At 74.2% G+C, this 19,374-nt stretch carries 18 protein-coding genes and 1 tRNA gene; 3 read left to right on the plus strand and 16 right to left on the minus strand.

Annotated features, from left to right (window positions below; genetic code table 11):
- Nucleotide 1: 1 nt before the first annotated feature.
- The 7 genes from ACVMYR_RS01850 to ACVMYR_RS01880 all read right to left on the minus strand — a co-directional run bounded on the left by ACVMYR_RS01850 (nucleotide 2) and on the right by ACVMYR_RS01880 (nucleotide 3,815).
- Nucleotides 2–541, minus strand: a complete 540-nt coding sequence (locus tag ACVMYR_RS01850; RefSeq protein ID WP_457120958.1) for a DUF4240 domain-containing protein — start codon at nucleotides 539–541, stop codon at nucleotides 2–4.
- A 52-nt stretch (nucleotides 542–593) separates the two neighbouring features.
- The gene (locus ACVMYR_RS01855; protein ID WP_077935728.1) at nucleotides 594–854 is read right to left on the minus strand and encodes a hypothetical protein; all 261 of its coding nucleotides are present in this window, start codon (nucleotides 852–854) and stop codon (nucleotides 594–596) included.
- Nucleotides 855–893: 39 nt separating this feature from the next.
- Nucleotides 894–1,544: a hypothetical protein gene (locus ACVMYR_RS01860; protein WP_457120959.1), complete on the minus strand. Its 651-nt coding sequence runs from the start codon at nucleotides 1,542–1,544 to the stop codon at nucleotides 894–896.
- Nucleotides 1,541–1,855, minus strand: a complete 315-nt coding sequence (locus ACVMYR_RS01865; RefSeq protein WP_043961506.1) for a hypothetical protein — start codon at nucleotides 1,853–1,855, stop codon at nucleotides 1,541–1,543. The genes ACVMYR_RS01860 and ACVMYR_RS01865 overlap by 4 nt, the downstream gene beginning before the upstream one ends.
- 6 nt (nucleotides 1,856–1,861) lie before the next feature.
- Nucleotides 1,862–2,785 carry a hypothetical protein gene (locus tag ACVMYR_RS01870; RefSeq protein ID WP_457120960.1) on the minus strand — a complete coding sequence of 308 codons (924 nt, stop codon included), beginning with the start codon at nucleotides 2,783–2,785 and terminating at the stop codon, nucleotides 1,862–1,864.
- Nucleotides 2,786–3,049: 264 nt separating this feature from the next.
- Entirely contained in the window at nucleotides 3,050–3,328 is a 279-nt protein-coding gene (locus ACVMYR_RS01875) for a hypothetical protein (protein WP_431891656.1), read from the minus strand.
- Nucleotides 3,329–3,741: 413 nt separating this feature from the next.
- Nucleotides 3,742–3,815 (minus strand) — tRNA-Thr (locus ACVMYR_RS01880).
- Between the two features lie 220 nt (nucleotides 3,816–4,035).
- Here ACVMYR_RS01880 and ACVMYR_RS01885 point away from each other — a divergent pair.
- Nucleotides 4,036–5,790 carry a metallophosphoesterase family protein gene (locus tag ACVMYR_RS01885; protein WP_457120961.1) on the plus strand — a complete coding sequence of 585 codons (1,755 nt, stop codon included), beginning with the start codon at nucleotides 4,036–4,038 and terminating at the stop codon, nucleotides 5,788–5,790.
- Nucleotides 5,791–5,796: 6 nt separating this feature from the next.
- On the opposite strand, the gene ACVMYR_RS01890 is transcribed toward ACVMYR_RS01885, so the two are convergent.
- From ACVMYR_RS01890 to tmk, 6 genes are all read right to left on the minus strand, one after another.
- On the minus strand, nucleotides 5,797–6,636 hold the full coding sequence (locus ACVMYR_RS01890) for a PSP1 domain-containing protein (protein ID WP_077935724.1): 840 nt from the start codon (nucleotides 6,634–6,636) through the stop codon (nucleotides 5,797–5,799).
- A gap of 55 nt (nucleotides 6,637–6,691) precedes the next feature.
- Nucleotides 6,692–7,369, minus strand: coding sequence for a hypothetical protein (locus ACVMYR_RS01895; protein WP_043961501.1), 678 nt, complete (start codon nucleotides 7,367–7,369; stop codon nucleotides 6,692–6,694).
- Nucleotides 7,369–7,674, minus strand: a complete 306-nt coding sequence (locus tag ACVMYR_RS01900; protein ID WP_043961500.1) for a hypothetical protein — start codon at nucleotides 7,672–7,674, stop codon at nucleotides 7,369–7,371. The genes ACVMYR_RS01895 and ACVMYR_RS01900 overlap by 1 nt, the downstream gene beginning before the upstream one ends.
- Nucleotide 7,675: 1 nt before the next feature.
- On the minus strand, nucleotides 7,676–8,005 hold the full coding sequence (locus ACVMYR_RS01905; protein WP_043961499.1) for a YbaB/EbfC family nucleoid-associated protein: 330 nt from the start codon (nucleotides 8,003–8,005) through the stop codon (nucleotides 7,676–7,678).
- 123 nt (nucleotides 8,006–8,128) lie between these two features.
- The gene (locus ACVMYR_RS01910) at nucleotides 8,129–9,403 is read right to left on the minus strand and encodes a DNA polymerase III subunit delta' (protein WP_457120962.1); all 1,275 of its coding nucleotides are present in this window, start codon (nucleotides 9,401–9,403) and stop codon (nucleotides 8,129–8,131) included.
- On the minus strand, nucleotides 9,403–11,688 hold the full coding sequence (gene tmk / locus ACVMYR_RS01915; protein WP_255378716.1) for a dTMP kinase: 2,286 nt from the start codon (nucleotides 11,686–11,688) through the stop codon (nucleotides 9,403–9,405). Before tmk ends, ACVMYR_RS01910 begins: the two co-directional genes overlap by 1 nt.
- A gap of 179 nt (nucleotides 11,689–11,867) precedes the next feature.
- On the opposite strand from tmk, the gene ACVMYR_RS01920 reads away from it, so the two are divergent.
- On the plus strand, nucleotides 11,868–13,076 hold the full coding sequence (locus ACVMYR_RS01920) for an amino acid deaminase/aldolase (RefSeq protein WP_457120963.1): 1,209 nt from the start codon (nucleotides 11,868–11,870) through the stop codon (nucleotides 13,074–13,076).
- Nucleotides 13,077–13,092: 16 nt separating this feature from the next.
- On the opposite strand, the gene ACVMYR_RS01925 is transcribed toward ACVMYR_RS01920, so the two are convergent.
- Nucleotides 13,093–13,767 carry a TetR family transcriptional regulator gene (locus tag ACVMYR_RS01925; RefSeq protein WP_386969731.1) on the minus strand — a complete coding sequence of 225 codons (675 nt, stop codon included), beginning with the start codon at nucleotides 13,765–13,767 and terminating at the stop codon, nucleotides 13,093–13,095.
- A gap of 147 nt (nucleotides 13,768–13,914) precedes the next feature.
- Between ACVMYR_RS01925 and ACVMYR_RS01930 the strand changes: the two genes are divergently transcribed.
- Entirely contained in the window at nucleotides 13,915–15,231 is a 1,317-nt protein-coding gene (locus tag ACVMYR_RS01930) for a D-arabinono-1,4-lactone oxidase (RefSeq protein ID WP_457120964.1), read from the plus strand.
- An 86-nt stretch (nucleotides 15,232–15,317) separates the two neighbouring features.
- Here the strand turns inward: ACVMYR_RS01930 and ACVMYR_RS01935 are convergent, their stop codons facing one another.
- On the minus strand, nucleotides 15,318–15,731 hold the full coding sequence (locus tag ACVMYR_RS01935) for an endonuclease domain-containing protein (RefSeq protein WP_457120965.1): 414 nt from the start codon (nucleotides 15,729–15,731) through the stop codon (nucleotides 15,318–15,320).
- 649 nt (nucleotides 15,732–16,380) lie between these two features.
- On the minus strand, nucleotides 16,381–19,227 hold the full coding sequence (topA, locus tag ACVMYR_RS01940; protein WP_457120966.1) for a type I DNA topoisomerase: 2,847 nt from the start codon (nucleotides 19,225–19,227) through the stop codon (nucleotides 16,381–16,383).
- Nucleotides 19,228–19,374 lie beyond the last annotated feature (147 nt).

Genomic DNA, 19,374 nt, shown 5'->3' on the forward strand with positions numbered 1-19,374 from the left:
GCTACTGCCGCCAGCCGTCGGCGTTGCCGAACGACTCCCGGGAGATGCCCGACCCGGTGTGCGGCCAGTCGCCGAACAGCTTGTCGTGCAGGTGCGCGAACAGGTAACAGATGCTCTCGCACTCGGCGTCGGTGACCGCCAGGTCGGGGTTGGCCCGCACCGCCTCGTAGAACTCGCGGCCGAGGGCGACGATGTGGCCCCGGGCGTAGAGGAAGCCGTCGTCGGAGCCGTCGGTGACGGCGTGGATGTCGGCGCGGTCGAGGTCGTAGAGCTTCCGCTCGACCACCCGGTCCAGGGTGGTCAGCTCCTCGCTCGACAGGTCGGCGGCGAGGGCGCGCAACTGGTCGACGAACGGGTCCAACCACTCGTCGAGGGCGTCCGGGTCGACGTCGCCGGCCGCCGGGTCCCGCTCCCGCAGGGCCCGGCGCAGCGCCGCCGGCTCGGGGCCCAGCCGCTCCCACGCGGCTTCCACCATGGCCCAGAACCGGGCCTCGTCCTCGACACCGGGCAGCTTCGCGACACCGTCCACCGACACGCTCATGAGCCGCAGGCTAGCGGGCGGCACCGACATCCTCCCCGGGCGGGCGGAGCGGCTACCGGTGGCGGGCCAGCAGGTCGGCCACGGTGGCCGGCGAGTACACCCGGCCACGGGCAAGCACCGCCACGACCAGCGGGGCGAGCACCGCGACCAGGCCGAGCAGCGCGGTCTGCTGGTCGGCCGACACCGGCAGCCCGAAGGCGACCAGCAGGCTGAGCACGGCGGCACCGGCGGCGGTGACCCCGCCGACGGTCAGCAGCGGCTCGGAGGCCGCCGCCGCGTGCGCGGGAAGGGGAACGGGAACGGACTCGGGCATGACGGGCCTCCTAAGGGCTCGGTCGCGGACATCGGTCGTTCATTCGGTCACGCAGGCGACGATGCGCTGCGGGCCGTCGGCGGTGACGACGGTGACGACCTGTGCGGTCGTACCGTCAGGGCACCAGGGCCCCGGCGGACCGCTCGGACCGCTCGGGCCGACTGGGCCGACTGGGCCGACTGGGCCGTCCGGGCCGGCCTCGCCCTGCGGCCCCATCTCGCCCCTGGGCCCCTCCGGCCCGGACGGCCCCGGCGGGCCCACGGGACCACCCGGACCAGCCGGACCACCCGGGCCAGCCGGGCCGGCGGATCCGGCGGGGCCGGACGGCCCCTGCGGGCCCTGCTCACCGCGCGGTCCCGGCGGGCCGGTGGGACCGGCGGCACCGTCGAGGCCGGGCACCCCCGGTGGCCCTGGCGGACCGGCCGGGCCGGGATCCCCGGGTACGCCCTTCAGATCCTCCGGGTCGACGACGCACGTCCCGCCGAGCTGCCGGACCTGCTGGCACAGTTGCTCGGCGCCGGACACCGCGGTGGCCGCCCGCTGCTGCTGCTGGACGGTCTGCCGCCCCATCGACGCCGCCCACCAGCCGATCGTGGCGGCGATGAGGGCGGTGGCCGCGACGGCGATCACCGCGCGGCGGCGGCCCAGACGGTTCATCCGTAGCCGTAGCTGAAGGGTCTCGTCGGTCACGCATCACCGCCTGGCTCGTGCGGACGCAGTCTCGTCAGTTCCCGCAGCAGGGAGTCGGCGTGGTCCTCGGCCGCCCGCCGGGCGGATCGCGCCTCGTCCACGGCCTGCTGGAGGGTGTCGAGCCGGGCCTCGGCGGCCGAGCGGCGCACCTCCGCCTCGTCGGCGCGCCGCTCGGCCCGGTCGATGGCCTCCTGGTACTCCTTGCGGTCGGCCCGGTTCGCGTTGAGGAGGTACAGGACGACCATGACGAGCAACCCGCCGGCTCCGACCGCGCCGAGGCCACCGGGCGGGACGAGAGTCGCCAGGTCCACACGACGTCAGCTCGACAGCCGGGCGGTCAACTCGTCGACGACCTTGCGGGCCATGTCCTGCGGCACCGCCGCCGCGATGGCCGCCGGGGTGAGCCCGGCGGTCGCCAGCGCCTCGGCGAGCCGCTGCGGGGACAGGCCGGAGAGCACCCCGGCGATGATGGCGGGCTCGTCCGTCCAGTCCTTGCCCTGCAGGGTGGTGACCCCGGCGACGACGCCGTCCAGGCGGGCCATCAGGTAGTCGAGCTTGGCGACGAGGCTGTTGCTGGCCGCCGCCGGACCGGCGCCGTCCGGGTCGACGGCTCGGCCCATGCTGCTCCCGCCGTAGAACGTGCCTAGGTAGACCTGGTGGATTTCGTTCTCGGCCTTCTCGCTCATGTCGTCCTCCGGTGTCGGGGGGCTGATCAGCCCGATTTCGGTCAGGTAGCGGCGGAACAGCGGGGTCTGGTCCCGGCCCGCCTTGGTCGAGTCGCGGAAGAAGCTGAAGTGGGTGTGCCAGAGGTGGGAGCTGTCGCCGGTGCTGCGCTTGCCGAGCCGGTCCCACCGCTTGACCGTCTTGCCGTCGGGGGAATAGATGATCTCCCTGATGTCCCGCGTGTCGGCCGTGCCGGCGGTGCACTGCTGCACACACCAGACCGAGAACGAACGCAGGTCGTGGGTGCGGCCGCCGGACTTCACGCTGAAGCCGCCGACGTCCAGGGCTGACGCGTCGAGGGTCAGCCCCGAGCTGTCCCGGGTGGACTCCACCACGGAGTAGTCACCGGGCACGACGCGGTCGGAGCCACAGTGGTAGCCGCCCCGGTGGGAGGCGTCGCCCACGATGCCGACCTCCGCTGGTTCCAGGTCCTGCGGGCGTGAGGTCTTCGGGTCGACGTCCAGGTGGGTCAGGAGCAGGCTTCGGACGGCCATCAGGTTCGCCGGGGCCCGGGTCATGGGCGCTCCCTTCGGGTAGTTGGGAGCCGGGCCAGATGACTACCGAGTACGCATACCCTCCGTTAGGCACAAGCCCGACCAAGTGGTGCACAACGGCGGGCAGTTGACCCAAGGGTAACTAGATAATCACGCTTTCACCAGGGCAAACGCCCCAGCTTCGGATAGTGCTATCCAAGCCCTGACCTGCCCGAACACCCGGACCGGGCGGGCGGGCAGGGGCGGCGGGGCGGCGACATGGGGGCATCCGGCGGGCCGGATCCGCCACTAGGCCGACATCGCCGGCGGGCGTCGCCGCCTCCAGACATAGGCGAGGACGAGGGCGGCCAGACCCAGGAGAGCCAGAGCGGCGGCGACGGCCGCGCACACGGCGAGCCGGCGTTCGGCCGCCGCGACGTTCGCGGCGTGCTGTTGCAGCATCTCGGGCGTCGGGTCCTGATAGGGCAGTGACGTCCCGGCCACCTGCAACAGGGGCAGGCACGGCAGCAGGCAGGAGGCGAGGAGCAGGAGAACCCCGACGGACAACGCCACGCGGCTACGGGACATCACGACAGGCTCCCACAGCCCGCCCACCCCCGGACCAGCCGGTGCGCGGGGCGCGGGGCGCGGGGCAGCCGCCACCCACGGTGACCCCGCGCCCGCCCTCGCCCACACCTCGCGCTCCCTTTGCTCTGCACCCATATCCGCAGCACCAGCGCCGACCTGCATCTCCGCCACGGTGACGCAGGGCGCGGCGGGGGACGGCCGATCACGTTGGGTAAGCCGTTGCGTATCTGGGTGCAGAGCAAAGGGAGCGGGACGGGTGGCGTCGACCGGTGGAGGCACACCCGTGTCACGCCGGGCGGGAGAGCTTGCGGCGCGGCGGCCGCACGCGGCAGGGCCCGGCCCGGGCGGCGGCGCGGCGCGACAGATACCGGAAACGACGAAGCCCAGGCCATCTGACCTGGGCTTCGTCACCGAGCCGCCTGACGGAATCGAACCGTCGACCTACGCATTACGAGTGCGTCGCTCTAGCCGACTGAGCTAAGGCGGCAACGAACGTCGAGTGTACGGCACGCCCCCGCCTCCACCACAGCGGGATGCCTCCCGCAACGGAACGACGGCGGGAACAGCCACGGCGACGGGTACCCGCGCCCGGCATCCGGGCCCAGCGGCACCCGGACCCCGGCACCCAGGCCCGGCAACCGGACATCCGGCCCGTCCCTGCTCACACCCGACAGCGGATCGGCCCCACCCGGACTACGCTGCGGCTGGTGACCGACGATCGCACCCCCGTCGACGGCCCGGCCCCTCTCGATGATCCCGACGACGAGCGCGCCTTCGCCCGCACGGCCCGCCGGCCGCGCAGCATCGACCCGCCGGAGTTGGGCTTCACCCCGCGCAGGCCGGTGCCGTGGCTCGCGCCGCTCCTGCTGATCAGCACCGGCCTGCGTACGCTGCTGGCGATGCTGTTCGGGGCGTACCTGGACAAGCGGGAGCTGCAGAACTCGCTGGAGGCCCGCATCGAGCGCCAGGTCGGGCCGGACGGCGGGCTGTGGCTGGACTACGTGGCCGACCTCGGCGACGGCTTCGACGCCACCTACTCGGTCGCGTACCTGCTCGCCCAGCCGGAGCTGACCGTCGACGGGCACCGGCTACCCCGCGCGCAGACCCTGGTGATGGGGGGCGACCAGGTCTACCCGTCGGCCTCCTACGAGGCGTACGAGGACCGCTGCAAAGGGCCGTACCAGGCCGCGCTGCCGGTCACGCCGCCCGAGCGGCCCACGCTGTTCGCGGTCCCCGGCAACCACGACTGGTACGACGGGCTGACCGCCTTCCTGCGGCTGTTCGTCCGCTCCCGGGACCGGCACTTCGGCGGCTGGGGCACCGGCCAGTCCCGCTCGTACTTCGCCGTCGAGCTGCCCGCCGGCTGGTGGCTGCTGGGCCTCGACGACCAGTCCGGCTCGTACCTGGACGACCCGCAGCTCACCTACTTCGACACGGTCGCGAAGCGGCTGGGGCCGGGCAGCCGGGTGATCCTGGCCGTGCCGGCGCCGACGTGGGTCAAGGCCGTCGACCACCCGACGGCGTACGACTCGATCGACTACTTCATCCGCACCATCGTCGCGCCGACCGGGGCGCGGGTGCGGCTGCTGGTCTCCGGCGACCTGCACCACTACGCCCGGTACGCCGGCCCGGACCGGCAGCTCGTCACCTGCGGCAGCGGCGGGGCCTACCTGTACCCGACCCACCACCTGCCGGAGCGGATCGAGGTGCCCCCGCGCGACACCCTGTCCCGGCGGGCCAGCCGCAGCCTCCCGTACGACCTCGCGGCCACCTTCCCCGACCGGGCCCGCTCCCGCCGGTACGGCTGGGGCGTCTTCGCCCGGCTGCCGAGACGCAACCCGGGCTTCGGCACCCTGCTGGGCACCGTGCACACCCTGCTCATGCTGGCCATGGCCGGGGTGGCGGCGGGCCGGGCCGGCGGCACCGAGCAGCGGCTGCTGAGCGTCCCCCTGGTGGCGATGCTGCTGGTGACGATGCTCGGTGCGGTCTTCTTCGCGAAGCCGCCGAGCGCGGGCGGCAAGCGGCACGTGCGGCACTGGATCCTCGGCGTCACGCACGGGCTGGCGCAGGTGGCGCTCGCCGCCGCCGGCACCTGGGCCTGGCTGTCGGTGCCCCTGCACGACTGGCCGTGGCCGCTGCCCGTGGCCGCCGCGGCGGTGGTGTACGGCCCGCTGATCGGCCTCCTCGCCACCGAACTGGTGGCGGCGTACCTGCTGGTGGCGGCAGCGTTCGGGGTCAACGTCAACGAGCTGTTCGCCGGTCAGGGCATCGACGACGCGAAGGCGTTCCTGCGGATGCGCATCGACCCGGACGGCACGCTCACCGTCTACCCGGTCGCCGTGGACCGGGTCGCCCGCGACTGGCGGCCGAACCCCGACGGGTCCCCGACCGCGTCCTGGCTGACCCCGAAGGAGCCACTGACCCCGCGCCTGGCCGAGCCGCCGATCGTGCTGGAGCCCTGAGCCGGCTCAGGCGTTGTAGCGCTGGTCGTGGGCCTGGCGGGAGCCGCAGACGGCGGCGCGGGAGCACATGGAGCGCGAGCCGTCGGCGTCCAGCCGGACGGTGACCGCATCGCGGGGGACGCTGTGCCCGACGACCCGGCCGTCGCCCTCGGGGGTCGACACCCGGCTGCCGACGGGCGGGGCCGACTCCTGGAACTTCTGGTAGAGCGGGTGCTCGTACTTCAGGCAGCACATCAGCCGGCCGCAGGCCCCGGAGATGCGCAGCGGGTTGAGCGGCAGGTCCTGGTCTTTCGCCATCCGGATCGTCACCGGCTCGAAGTCGGTGAGGAAGGTGGCGCAGCACAGGTCGCGCCCGCAGGAGCCGATGCCGCCCTGCACCCGCGCGGAGTCGCGGGCGGAGAGCTGGCGCAGCTCGACCCGGCAGTGCAGGGTGGCCCCCAGGTCGCGCACGAGGGACCGGAAGTCGACCCGGTGCGGGGCGGTGAAGTAGACGGTGGTGCGGTCACCGCCGCCGTCGGCGGTGGCGAGCACGTGGTCGACGGCGACCACCTTCATCGGCAGGCCGTGCTCGCGGATCAGCCGCTTCGCGGCCACCTTCGCCTCGGCCTTGCGCCGCCGCAGCAGCTCGTCGCGGCGCAGGTCGTCGTCGGTGGCGAGGCCGGCGAGCCGGGGAAAGCCGTCGGTGTCCTCACCGACCCACTGCGCGGCCCAGACGCACTCCGCCACCTCGGGGCCGTCGTCGGTGGGGACCAGCACCCGGTCGCCCACCTGCGGGCGGAACTCGCCCGGGTCGAGGTAGTAGAGGCGCCCGTACCGGTTGAAGCTGACCGCGCAGAGCATGCCCATGCCTTCACCCTACGACGCGGTGCGGCCCGATACCCACCCCCGCGTCACCGCCCGGTCACCGGACCCGCAGCGGGGAGCCGTGGTAGGGCCCGCCGACCGTCGACCCGCGCCAGGTGGTCTCCGCGAGGCTCGGCGACCACTGGCGCAGCAGCGTCTCCGCCCCGTCGTAGGCCACACCGAGCACGGCCAGCACCCGGTGGGCGATGTCGGCCGCCGCGAGCAGCCCCGCCCCGCCCGGCCCGGCCCCGCCTGTGGTGGCGGTGGCGGTGGCGGCGCGCACCCGGACCGCCTCGGCGGAGCCGAGCACGTCGGCGAGCGCGCGGGCCAGCGCGAGGCGGCTGCCCTCCACCCAGTCGGCGAGGGCGTCGGCGTAGCCGGCCGTGGCCTCCAGCCGGCCCACCAGGCTCTCGGGGCCCTCGTCGAGGTGGCGCAGCAGGACCGCGCGCGCCTGGTCGTACGCCGAGGCGGCCGGCCCGGACCAGGCGGCGGGGTCGGTGAGGGTGCGGCTGACCTCGTCGTACGCCCGGACGAGCCCGCGCACCGCGTGGCCGGCGCCGGCCAGCGGGGCCGGGTGCAGGTCGAGGAAGCCCCGCACGGCGTCACCGGGAAGCACCTGCATGCGGCGCAGCAGCGGCCAGAGCCGGTGCCCCTCGGGTGCCCCGCCGGCGAGCAGCGTGTCGACGCGGTCGAGCAGGTCGAGCCCCGGCTCGGCGAGGCGGTCGAGGGCGTCCATCAGAACTCCCGGCCCAGCCGGCGGCGGACGGCGTCGTCGACCCCCGAGTAGCGGTCGGCGGCGGTGCGCACCGCGGACGCGGCGGCGGCGAGGCGGGACGCGGCGACGGTCGCCTCCCGGGCCCGGTCGCCGGTGGCGTCGGTCCACCGCCGGTGCAGGGCCCGGCCGATCTCGCCGGGTCGCCCGGGGACGTGCGCGCCGAACGCCGGGTGCGGCGGGTCGGTGGCGGTCACGGCGCGGGCCAGCGCCTCCAGGGTGGCGCCGGCCTCGTCCAGCCGGGCGGCGAGGGCGCGCAGCTCGTCCACGTCAGGCCCCCGCGAGGGGCCGGTAGGCGGCGAACGTCTCGTTGTGCAGCTTCTCCCGGGCCCACTGGGCCGCGTCGGCGGCGGCGGCCACGGCGGCGCGCACGGAGGCGGCCACGTCGCGGTGGTGGCGCTGGTGCAGCGGGCCGAGGAAGCGCACGTCGGTGATCCGGCCGTCGGCGGTGACCGCGACCTCGACCAGGCCGTCCGGGGAACGCACGGTGACCTCCACGGTCGCCACCGCCTGGTCGAACTCGGCCTGCAACGCCTCGATGCGGCGGTAGCGCCGCACCGCCTCCTCGATCCAGGCCTCGTCGATCTCCCCCCGAGGCATCGCGGACTCCTCCCGGCAGTGCACTCACTGAGTGTGCCGCCACGGTCACCACGGCATCACCGGACCGTACCGCACACCAATCGGGCCTGTCGATGCCCTGTGGACGGAGCAGGGGTGGGCGGTTCAGCCCTTCCAGAGAGCCAGCATCATCGCCTCCACGGCGATGCGCGGCTTGACGTTGGACTCGATGGCGGACCGGCACTCCAGCACGGCCTCCAGCCGGCGCAGCGCCCCCTCGGCGTGCCACTTCTGCCCGCCCGCCTCGGCCAGCGCGGCGGTGTCGGTGTGCACGGGGGCGACCGGCGCGCGCAGCGCCGCGACGAGGGCGTCGCGGTAGAAGCCGGCGAGGTCGACCAGGGCCCGGTCCAGGGCGTCGCGCTGGGCGCGGGTGGCCCGCGACTTCTGCCGCTTCTCCAGGTCCTTGAGCTGGCCGGCGGCGCCGCGCATCGCGCCGGCCGCGCCCCGGCCCGTGCCGCCCGCGCCGAGCGCCGTCTGCAACGCGGCCTTCTCCGCCTCGTCGAGTTCGGCGACGGACGCGGCGGCCTCCGCCTCGGCGGCCTCGATCAGCGCGGACGCCGCGTCGAAGGCGGCGCCCACCCCGGTGAGCCGGCGGGGCACGGCGAGCACGGCGTCGCGCCGGCTGCGGGCCTGCGGGTCGCCGGTGAGCCGCCGGGCCCGGCCCACGTGCCCCTGCGCGGCCGCCGCCGCCCACCGCGCCACGTCCGGCGCGATCCCGTCCCGGCGGACCAGCACCTCGGCCACCGCCTCGGGCGCAGGCTGCCGCAGCGGTACGACCCGGCAGCGCGACCGGATGGTCACCGACACGTCGTCGGGGTGGGTGGACGGGGCGCAGAGCAGGAACACCGTGCGCGGCGGTGGCTCCTCGACGGCCTTGAGCAGCGCGTTGCCGGCCGCCTCGGTGAGCCGGTCGGCGTCGGAGATGATCACCACCTGCCAGCGCCCGCCGGACGGGGTGCTGGCCGCCCGCAGCACCAGGGCACGCATCTCGCCGACGCCGATGCTGAGCCCCTCGGGTGCGACGAGCCGCACGTCGGCGTGGGTGCCGGCCATCGTGGTGTGGCAGCCGGGGCAGGTGCCGCACCCGGTGCCGTACGCGCACTGGAGGGCGGCGGCGAAGGCGCGGGCGGCCAGCGAGCGGCCCGAGCCGGGCGGCCCGGTGAAGATCCACGCGTGGGTCATCCCGGCCCCGGGGTCGGCGGCGGGCTCACCGCCGGGGGTGGCCTGCCGGAGCTGGGCGGCGGCCGCCGCGGCGGCCCGGCGCAGCGTGGCGACCGCGTCGTCCTGCCCGACGAGGTCGGCGAAGACGCCCGGCGGGCTGGCGAGGGCTCCCGACGGGGCGGCGGTTTCCGGCGCGGCGGCTGCGGAGACGTCCGGCATCAGGTGCGGTGCTCCATCGTCACCAGCTCCGAGTCGGATAACTCGGGCTGCACCGAGGTGTCGGGTCCCTGGGCGGGCCGGGGGTGCACGATCCCGGCCGGGTCGACCAGGAACTCCTCCACCCGGCGGGCGACCAGCGCGGCGGTCTCCTCGACCGGGCGGGAGGCGTCCAGCACCAGGTAGCGCTTCGGGTCGTTCGCGGCGAGGTCGAGGAAGGCGTACCGGACCCGCTCGTGGAAGGCGACGGACTCGGCCTCCAGCCGGTCGGGGCCCTCGTTGCGGGCAGCGACCCGGGACAGGCCGGTGTGCGGCTCCACGTCGAGCAGCACCACCAGGTCGGGCTTGAGCCCGCCGGTGGCCCAGGAGGAGAGCCAGGAGACCTCGTCGACGGGGAGCGTCCGCCCGGCCCCCTGGTAGGCCAGGGACGAGTCGACGTACCGGTCGCTGATCACCACCGCGCCCCGGACGAGCGCCGGCCGGACGACGGTGGCGACGTGGTGCGCCCGGTCGGCGGCGTAGAGCAGGGCCTCCGCGCGCGGGGACGGGCCCTCGGCGGTCGCGTCGAGCAGCAGGGCGCGGATCCGCGCGCCGACCTCGGTCGCGCCCGGCTCCCGGGTGACCACCACCTCGCGCCCCTGCCCGCGCAGCCGCTCGGCGAGCGCGGCGAGCTGGGTGGACTTGCCGGCCCCCTCGCCGCCCTCGAAGACCACGAAGAGCCCGCTGGAGACGAAGTGCTCGGCCGGCATCAGGGGGCGGCCCCGGATCGACCCCCACAGGTCGGCGAGGACCGGCACGCCCTTCTTGTCGTCCATCTGGCCGAAGGCGCTGATGCCGGCGAAGATGCCGGCGGCACCGGCGGCGAGCAGCAGCAGCCGGGTGGAGGAGACGGAGATGCCGAGGTCGGCGATGGTCAGCTTGCGGGAGCCGCCGACGCCGACGAGGAGGCTGCTCAGCGCGATGGCGAGGATCAGCACCAGCCGGGTGCCGATCTGCACCACCGCGAAGACCCGGCCGCGCACCTCGTCGGCGACCTCGCCGCCGAGCAGCGTGGTGCCGGCGAGGAAGGCCATCCCCGCGCCCGCCCCGACCAGGATCGCGCCGAGCATCGCCATGGACAGGTGCACGGCGAACGCGAGCACCAGCACCGACGCGCTGGCCAGCACGATGCTCATGCCGAACCAGCGCCGCCGGGACATGTCCCGGACGATCATCGGGCCGAGCCCGATGCCCAGGGCGAGGCCGATGAACATCGCGCCGAAGAGCAGGTAGAAGGCGGCGTCACCGGCACCGAGCGAGGCGGCGAAGAACTTGGCCGTGCCGATCACGATGCCGCCGCCGGCGAACGCGCCGAAGATGCCGAGCACCAGGCCACGGACGAGCGGGGTCTGGCCGATGTATTTCCAGCCCTCGGTGAACTGGCGCATGACGCCCTGTTCGGTGCGCGCGGCCTCGCCGGCCTGCGCCTGGCTGATCTCCTTGATCCCGAAGGCGACGACCAGGGCGGTGGCGAGCCGGGAGAACGCGTTGAACCAGAGCGCGAGCTGCGCCGGCTCGGCCCAGGACGGCATCTCGCCGCCGGTGGCCGCCCGGACGCTGCGGTCGAGCAGGGCGAGGCCGAGCGCGGCGGCGATCGGGGTCAGCCCGTACGTGGTGATCAGGGTGAGCTGGTTGGCCGCCTCCAGCCGGGCGCGCGGGATGAGGTTGGGGACCGCGGCCTCCTTGGCCGGGATCCAGAGCAGGGTGATCGTCTCGATCAGGAAGGTGGCGACCGCCGCCCAGCCGACCACCAGCCCGCCGCTGGCCCCGGTGAGCGCGAACAGCGGGATGGAGGCGAACAGCAGGAAGCGCAGCACGTCACAGATGACCATGGTCCAGCGCCGGTCGAACCGGTCGGCGAGCACGCCGGCCACCGGGCCGAGGATCAGCGCGGGCAGCAGCCGGATCGCGATCAGGGTGCCGAACGCGGCGCCCTGGGCGGTGCTGCCGGAGACCTGGGCGGCGGCGAAGACCGAGGTGGCGAGCAGGCCGAGCCAGTCGCCGAAGGACGCGGCGCCGAGCACGATCCAGAGCCGGCGGAACGGTCGGATGCGCAGCACGGAACGGATCGCGGCGGCCCCGGACCGGTCGGCCGGCTGCGTCCCCGCCGGCTGCGTGCCCGCCTGGGTGCCGGTGCGGCCGGTGTCCTCGGCGCCGGGCGGGCCGGCCGACGGCGACTCGCCGGGCGACTCGCCGCTGTTCTGGCTTTCGATGGCCGTACCTCCACGTGCCGGCCCAACGTTGGGCATCCCGGTGCAACACTCTAGTCCCGGCCGGGGGACTTCCCGCCCGTGACAGTGCCTGCTCGCCGAGCCTAGGCCGCAGACGCCACCCGCCGCCGCCCGTGTCCCCGGGCCGCCGGGAGGAAGACGGCCCGGCAGATGCGAGGCTCTTTCACAATTGACCGATCGACAGTTAGCGTGCACACGTGACCAGCGAAGGCGACAAACTGCGCGTACGCCTGGAACGGGCGACCGCCCACCTCGACCCGCCGTACGCGGTGGTCGACCTGGCGGCGTTCGACGCCAACGCGGCGGCGCTGCCCACCCGGGCCGGCGGCAAGCCGATCCGGGTCGCCAGCAAGTCCGTCCGGTCCCGCGAGCTGCTCCGCCGCGTGCTGGGCCGCCCCGGCTGGCGGGGGGTGATGGCGTTCACCCTGCCCGAGGCGAGCTGGCTCGTCCGCGCCGGCGTGACCGACGACGCGCTGGTGGCGTACCCGACGGCCGACCGGGGGGCGCTCGCCGAGCTGGCCGCCGACGAGGGGCTGGCCGGGGCGGTCACGCTGATGGTCGACGGGACCGACCAGCTCGACCTCGTCGACGCGGTGTGCCCGCCGGGCCGCCGGCCCGCGCTGCGGGTCTGCATCGACCTCGACGCGTCCTGGCGGCCCCTGGGCAGGCGGGTGCACGTCGGGGTGCGCCGCTCACCGGTGCACAGCGCCCGGGCGGCCGGCGCGCTCGCCGCCGCGATCGCCGCCCGGCCGGGCTTCCGGCTGGTCGGGCTCATGTCGTACGAGGCTCAGATCGCCGGGCTGGGCGACGCCCCGCCGGGGCGGGCGGCCCTCGCCGCCGCGATCCGGGCCGCCCAGCGCGGGTCGTACCGCGAGTTGCTGGCCCGCCGGGGCGCGGCGGTGTCGGCGGTACGCGAGCACGCCGACCTGGAGTTCGTCAACGGCGGCGGCACCGGCAGCGTGTCGGCGACCAGCGCCGATCCCGCGGTCACCGAGGTCACCGCGGGATCGGGCCTGTACGGGCCGACGCTGTTCGACGCGTACCGGGCCTGGCGGCCCACCCCGGCGGCGTTCTTCGCCTGCGCGGTGGTCCGCCGGCCGACGCCGGAACTGGCGACCGTGCTCGGCGGCGGCTGGATCGCCTCCGGCCCGCCCGCCGCCAGCCGGCTGCCCACCCCCTGGCTGCCGACCGGGCTCAAGCTCCTCGGCGCCGAGGGCGCCGGCGAGGTGCAGACCCCGCTGACCGGCCCGGCGGCGGCCGGCCTGCGCGTCGGCGACCGGGTGTGGTTCCGGCACGCCAAGGCCGGCGAGCTGTGCGAGCGCGTCAACGAGCTGCACCTGGTCGACGGCGACCGGGTGGTCGAGACCGTCCCCACCTACCGGGGGGAGGGCCACGCCTTCCTCTAGCCTCGCCGCCGCCGGTTCAGGAGGCGGGGGCGGGGGCCGGGGTGGTGCCGGCGGCGGCGGCCGACGCCTCCACGTGCCGGTGCAGGTATTCGCGGATGAGCGCCTTCGCCTCGGCGAGCACCCGCTCGTCGCCCTCGGCGTTACGCCGGAACGCCAGCTTGATCAGGGCGTCGGCGGCCTCGACGGCGATCTCCAGGCAGAACCGCAGGCGCGGCTCGTCGACCATCCCGAACCGCTCGGTGAGCACCCGGGCGAGCTGGTCGGCGATCACGCCGTTGTTGTCCCGCTGCTCGTCCAGCAGGTGCAGGTCGACCACGTCGCCGAAGTGCAGGGTACGGAACCCGGGGACGGTGCGGTGCATCGTGATGTATTCGTCGATCCCCGCGTCGACGCCGTCCCACCAGTGCGTGAGGTCGTCCGAGGCGAACCGCTCGTCGAGCCGCTGGAGGTAGGATTCCATCGTGCGCAGGGTCAGCGCCTGCACGATCGCCCGCTTGTCCGGGAAAAACTGGTAGACCGACCCGATCGCCACCTCGGCGCGCTCGGCGAGCAGGGTCGTGGTCAGTCCCTCGTACCCCACCTCGTCGACGAGTTCGGCGCAGGCGTCCAGCATCCGCTGGACCCGCGCGACGCTTCGACCCTGGACCGGCACCCGGCGCAACGGCCCGGTCGTGGCGGCTGGTGTGGACACTCGGCGCCACCCCCCTTCGACGGATGAACATATCTGCACGTCACGAGTACGTGACTACCGGTACAACGAGCGGACCTGGATTGCGGTATTTACCAGGCACAACGTTCCTGATATGAAGACATCTCACGTTCACGTCGAGGAGCGCGCATGGGCAGCACGACCCCGCCGAGCCACCACTGGAGCAACTGGGCCGGCAACCAGCGCAGCACCGCCACCACCATCCTCCGCCCCCGTACGATCGCCGACGTCACCGCCGCCGTCCAGGCCGCCGCCGACGCCGGCGAGCGGATCCGGCCCGTCGGCAGCGGCCACTCCTTCACGGCCGTGGCGTGCGCCGACGGCCACCGGATGGAGCTGACCGACCTCGACACCGAAATCCGGGTCGACCGCGACCGACGCCTGGTCACCGTACCGGCAGGGATGCCGTTGCACCGACTCAACGCCCTGCTCGCCGGGCACGGGCTGGCGCTGCCCAACCTCGGCGACATCGACGCGCAGACCGTCGCCGGGGCGATCTCCACCGGCACCCACGGCACCGGCGCCGCGTACGGCTGCCTGTCGACCTTCGTCGAGGCGCTCACCCTGGTCACCGGCACCGGGGAGGTGCTGCGCTGCTCCGCCGACGAGCACCCGGACGTCTTCGCCGCCGCCCGCGTCTCCCTCGGCGCCCTCGGCGTGCTGACCGAGGTGACCCTGCGCGTCGTGGACGCCTTCGTGCTGCGCGCCCACGAGCGCCCCGCCGCCCTCGACGACGTCCTCGCCGACCTGCCGTCGCTGGTCGCCGCGCACGACCACGCCGAGTTCTTCTGGTTCCCCTACACCGACCGGGTGCAGCTCAAGACCAACGACCGGGTGCCCGCCGACGACCGGCCGCTGCCCCGCTGGCGGGCCTGGCTCGACGACGACTTCCTCTCCAACACCGTCTTCGCCGGCCTCTGCCGGCTCGGCCGCGCCGCGCCGGGCCTGGTGCCCGCGATCAACGCGGCCTCCGCCCGGGCGCTCAGCGAACGCACCTACACCGGCCGCTCCGACGCGGTCTTCTGCACGCCGCGCCGGGTCCGCTTCATGGAGATGGAGTACGGCCTGCCGCGCGCCGCCCTCCCCGAGGCCCTGGCCGAGGTGCGCCGCATCGTCGACAGGCTCCCGTTCAAGGTGCAGTTCCCGGTCGAGGTGCGCTTCACCGCCGCCGACGACATCTGGCTCTCCCACGGGTACGGGCGCGACTCCGCGTACATCGCCGTGCACCAGTACGTCGGCGCGCCCTACGAGCCCTACTTCCGGGCCGTCGAGGAGGTCGCCGCCGGGCTGGGCGGTCGCCCCCACTGGGGCAAGCTGCACTGGCGCGACGCGGAGTCGCTCGCCCCCGCGTACCCGAAGTTCGCCGACTTCCAGTCCCTCCGCCACCACCTGGACCCGCAGAGAGTCTTCGGAAACCCCCACCTGACCACCCTCCTGGGCCCCTGACGCGCCCCGCGCGAAAGGGCCTCGCGAATCTTGGAAGGAAATGGCCCCTGGAGGGGCCGGAATCGTCCAAGATCTCCTCGACGGCGTCAGCCGGGCCAGCCGGCGGCACGCAGGGCGGCGCGTAGCTGGTCCACCACTTCCTCGGGGCGGTCGCGGACGGCCCAGGACGGAAAGCGGAGCACTCGGTCGCCGTCGATCCAGAGCGCGTTCTGCCGGCGCATGTCGGCCCACGCCGCACGGGGGTCGAGGTGCTGACCGCCGTCGATCTCGACGTGCACCCCCCACTCGTCGAAGTAGGCGTCGAGGTAGCGACGCCGACCCGTGGCGTCGTACCGGACCTTCTGCCGGGTCGGCTCGGGCAGCCCCGCACCCCGGACGAGGCCCAGGAAGCCCAGCTCGGCGAGGGAGTGCGCGCCGCCGGCCGCATCTGCGGCGGTGCCCAGGACCAGCCTCCGCCGGCGGGGGCAGCCGGTCGAGCACCCGTCGCAGGTCGTCGCCACCGACCAGGCGCTGTTGGAAGCCGGCGGCGATCACCGCCCTGGCCTCGTCGTCGCTGCTGGCCCATTGCGCGGCGTCGACGATCGACCGGGCCGGCATCGTGCGGCGGGGCTGCCCGACGGCGAGCACGTCCTCGTCCGGTAGGCAGGTCGTCCGATGCGCCAGGACGCCCGGCGGCAGCGGTCCTCGCCGGCAGGCGGCTGGCAGCAGCAGGTGGACGGGGCGACCGGGAAAACCACGCAGGCCGCCCGCCTGCGCGGCGGTCAGCCCACCGAGCACCGCCGTCGGGCCGGCGGCGAGCACGCCGATCCACCGGAGCTGATCGGCACTCACCGGACCGTTGTGGGTCACGAACACCGCCCGGTGCACCTGCCGCCACCGCCGGCTGTCGACCCGGTGCCGGATCGCCTTGCGGGACAGGTGCCGCAGCGCCTGGCCGAGGCTGATCACCTCTTCCTGATGGAAGAGCAGCCAGGTCAACTCGTCGGCGTCGTCGCCCGGCAGCGCCCGCCGCCACCCCGCCCAGCCCTGCCGCCACGAAAGCCCACGACAGAACCCTGCCGCACGGCCCGCCACCCCCGCAGCCCCTGTGGACAACGGCGAGATCTTGGAAGAATGTGGCCCCTCCGGGGGCCTGAATCTTCCAAGATCTCAGGTGGTGGCCTTCTTGGGGGGTGTCGCCTTCTTGGCCGGGGTCGCCTTCTTGGTCGCCGTGGACTTCGCAGCCGTCGTGGACTTCGCAGCCGCCGTCGTCTTCGTGGCGGCGGTGGTCTTCTTCGCGGTCGTCGTCTTCTTCGCCGTCGTCTTCTTCGCGGCCGGGGCCTTCTTCGCCGCCGCCTTCTTCTTCGGGGCCGGGCCCTTCGCGCGCTTCTCGGCGAGCATCTCGGAGGCTTCCTCGACGGTCAGCGCCTCCGGCGTCTGCCCCCGCCGCAGGGACGCGTTGAACTCGCCGTCCGTCACGTACGGGCCGAACCGGCCGTCCTTGATCACCAGCGGCTTCTCGGTGAGCGGGTCGTTGCCCATCTCCCGCAGCGGCGGCGCGGCGGCCCGACGCTGGCGGGTCTTCGGGGCGGCCAGCAGGGCCAGCGCCTCGTCCAGCGTGACGGTGAACATCTTGTCTTCCGAGTCCAGCGAGCGGAACTCGTCGCCCTGCTTGACGTACGGGCCGTAGCGGCCGTTGTTGGCGAAGACCTCCACGCCGTCGGGGGCCACCCCGACCAGCCGGGGCAGGCTGAGCAGCTTCAGCGCCTCGTCGAGGGTGAGCGAGTCCGGCGACTGCGTGCGCAGCAGCGACGACTTGCGCTCGCCGCTGGCCACGTACGGGCCGAACCGGCCGGACTTGAGCAGGATCGGCTCGCCGGTCGACGGGTCGTCGCCGAGCTTGCGCTCGCCACCCCCGCCGAGGAACAGCTCGTGCACCTTCTCCGGGGTCAGCTCGTCGGGGGCCAGCCCCTCGGGGATCGGCGCCCGGTCGCCCTGGGCACCGCCCTCCTCGCCCTCACCGTGGGCCGCCGGCTCCTCGCCGGGCACGCCCCGCTGGAGGTACGGCCCGTAGCGTCCCACCCGGACGACGACCTCGCGGCCCTCGTCGTCGGTGTGCAGGGGGATCGAGTTGACGCTGCGCGCGTCGATCTCGCTGAGGTTCTCCGTCACCAGCTTCTTCAGCCCGCCGGCGTGGGCGATGGTCTGGTCGCCGGCCCCGTTGGCGCTGCCGAAGTAGAACGCGGTGAGGAAGTCGACGGCGGCGTGGTCGCCACCGGCGATCTCGTCCAGCTCGTTCTCCATGCTGGCGGTGAAGTTGTAGTCGACCAGGCGGGGGTAGTGCCGCTCCAGCAGGCCGATCACCGCGAACGCCAGGAACGACGGGATGAGCGCCTGGCCGCGCTTGCTGACGTACCCCCGGTCCTGGATCGTCTGCATGATCGACGCGTAGGTGGAGGGGCGGCCGATGCCCAGCTCCTCGAGGGCCTTGACCAGCGACGCCTCCGTGTAGCGCGACGGCGGCTGGGTGTGGTGGCCCTGGGCGGCCAGCGCGTCGGCGGTCAGCGGCTGGTCCTTGACCAGGTTGGGCAGCCGGCGCTCGGCGTCCTCGGCCTCGGCGTTCTCGTCGTCGGACGACTCGACGTACGCGCGCAGGAAGCCCGGGTCGGTGATCGTCTTGCCGGTCGCGCCGAAGTCGGCCTCCTCGCTGGCGGAGGAGACGGCCCGGATCCGCACCGAGACGCTGGAGCCGACCGCGTCGGTCATCTGGGAGGCGATGGTGCGCCGCCAGATCAGCTCGTAGAGCTTGAACTCCTCGCCGGACAGTTCCTTGGCCACCTCGCCCGGGGTGCGGAAGTTGTCGCCCGCCGGGCGGATCGCCTCGTGCGCCTCCTGCGCGTTCTTCACCTTGCCGGTGTAGCGGCGCGGCTCCGGCGGCACGCTGCGCTCGCCGTACAGCTCGACGATCTGCCGGCGGGCCGCCGCGATGGCGGTCTCCGACAGGTTCACCGAGTCGGTACGCATGTAGGTGATGTAGCCGTTCTCGTAGAGCCGCTGCGCGGTGCGCATCGTCTGCTGCGACGAGAACCGCAGCTTGCGGGCCGCCTCCTGCTGGAGGGTGGAGGTGATGAACGGCGCGTACGGGCGGCGGCGGTAGGGCTTCTCCTCGACCCGGGTGACCGTGAACGGCCGCCCCTGCAGGCGGGCCGCCAGGCCGCGCGCCCCGCCCTCGTCGAGGTGCACGACGCCCGCGCCCGGCCGCACCCGGCCGGTGGTCGGCTCGAAGTCCTTGCCGGTGGCGATCCGGTCGCCGTTCAGCGCGACGAGGGTGGCGTTGAAGGTGCGCGGCCCCTCGCCCGGCTTCGCCACGGCGAGGGTGGCCAGGATGTCCCAGTATTCGGCGGTGCGGAAGGCCATCCGCTGCCGCTCCCGCTCGACCACGATCCGGGTCGCCACGGACTGCACCCGGCCCGCCGAGAGCTTCGGCATGACCTTCTTCCACAGCACCGGGGAGACCTCGTAGCCGTAGAGCCGGTCGAGGATGCGCCGGGCCTCCTGGGCGTCGACCAGGTCCCGGTCGATCTCGCGGGGGTTGGCCACCGCCGCCTGGATCGCCGGCTTGGTGATCTCGTGGAAGACCATCCGCTTGACCGGCACCTTGGGCTTCAGCGTCTCCACCAGGTGCCAGGCGATCGCCTCGCCCTCGCGGTCCTCGTCGGTGGCCAGGAAGATCTCGTCGACCTCCTTGGCCAGCTTGACCAGCTTGCTGATCTGCTGGCGGCGGTCGGGCGAAACCACGTAGAGGGCGTGGAAGCCGTTGTCGACGTCCACCCCGAGCCGGGCCCACGGCTCGCCCTTGTACTTGGCGGGCACGTCGGCGGCGTTGCGCGGCAGGTCGCGGACGTGACCGAAGCTGGCCTCCACGACGTACCCCGGGCCGAGATAGCCCGAGATCGTCTTGGCCTTCGCCGGTGACTCGACGATGACCAGACGGGTGGTCCTGGCGTTGCTCGGCACGTCTCCTGCGACCTCACTCCTGCTCGTGGCCGGCCGATCCGGGGCGCGGACCACCCGCGGTCCGCCGGAACCGCCGGCGGTCCGGATGTCCAACGTAACGCGCCGTCCGCGTTCCGGGTTTCGCGGGCGGCAAACCGCCCACGCCGC

The organism is Micromonospora sp. PTRAS2, from assembly GCF_054052245.1.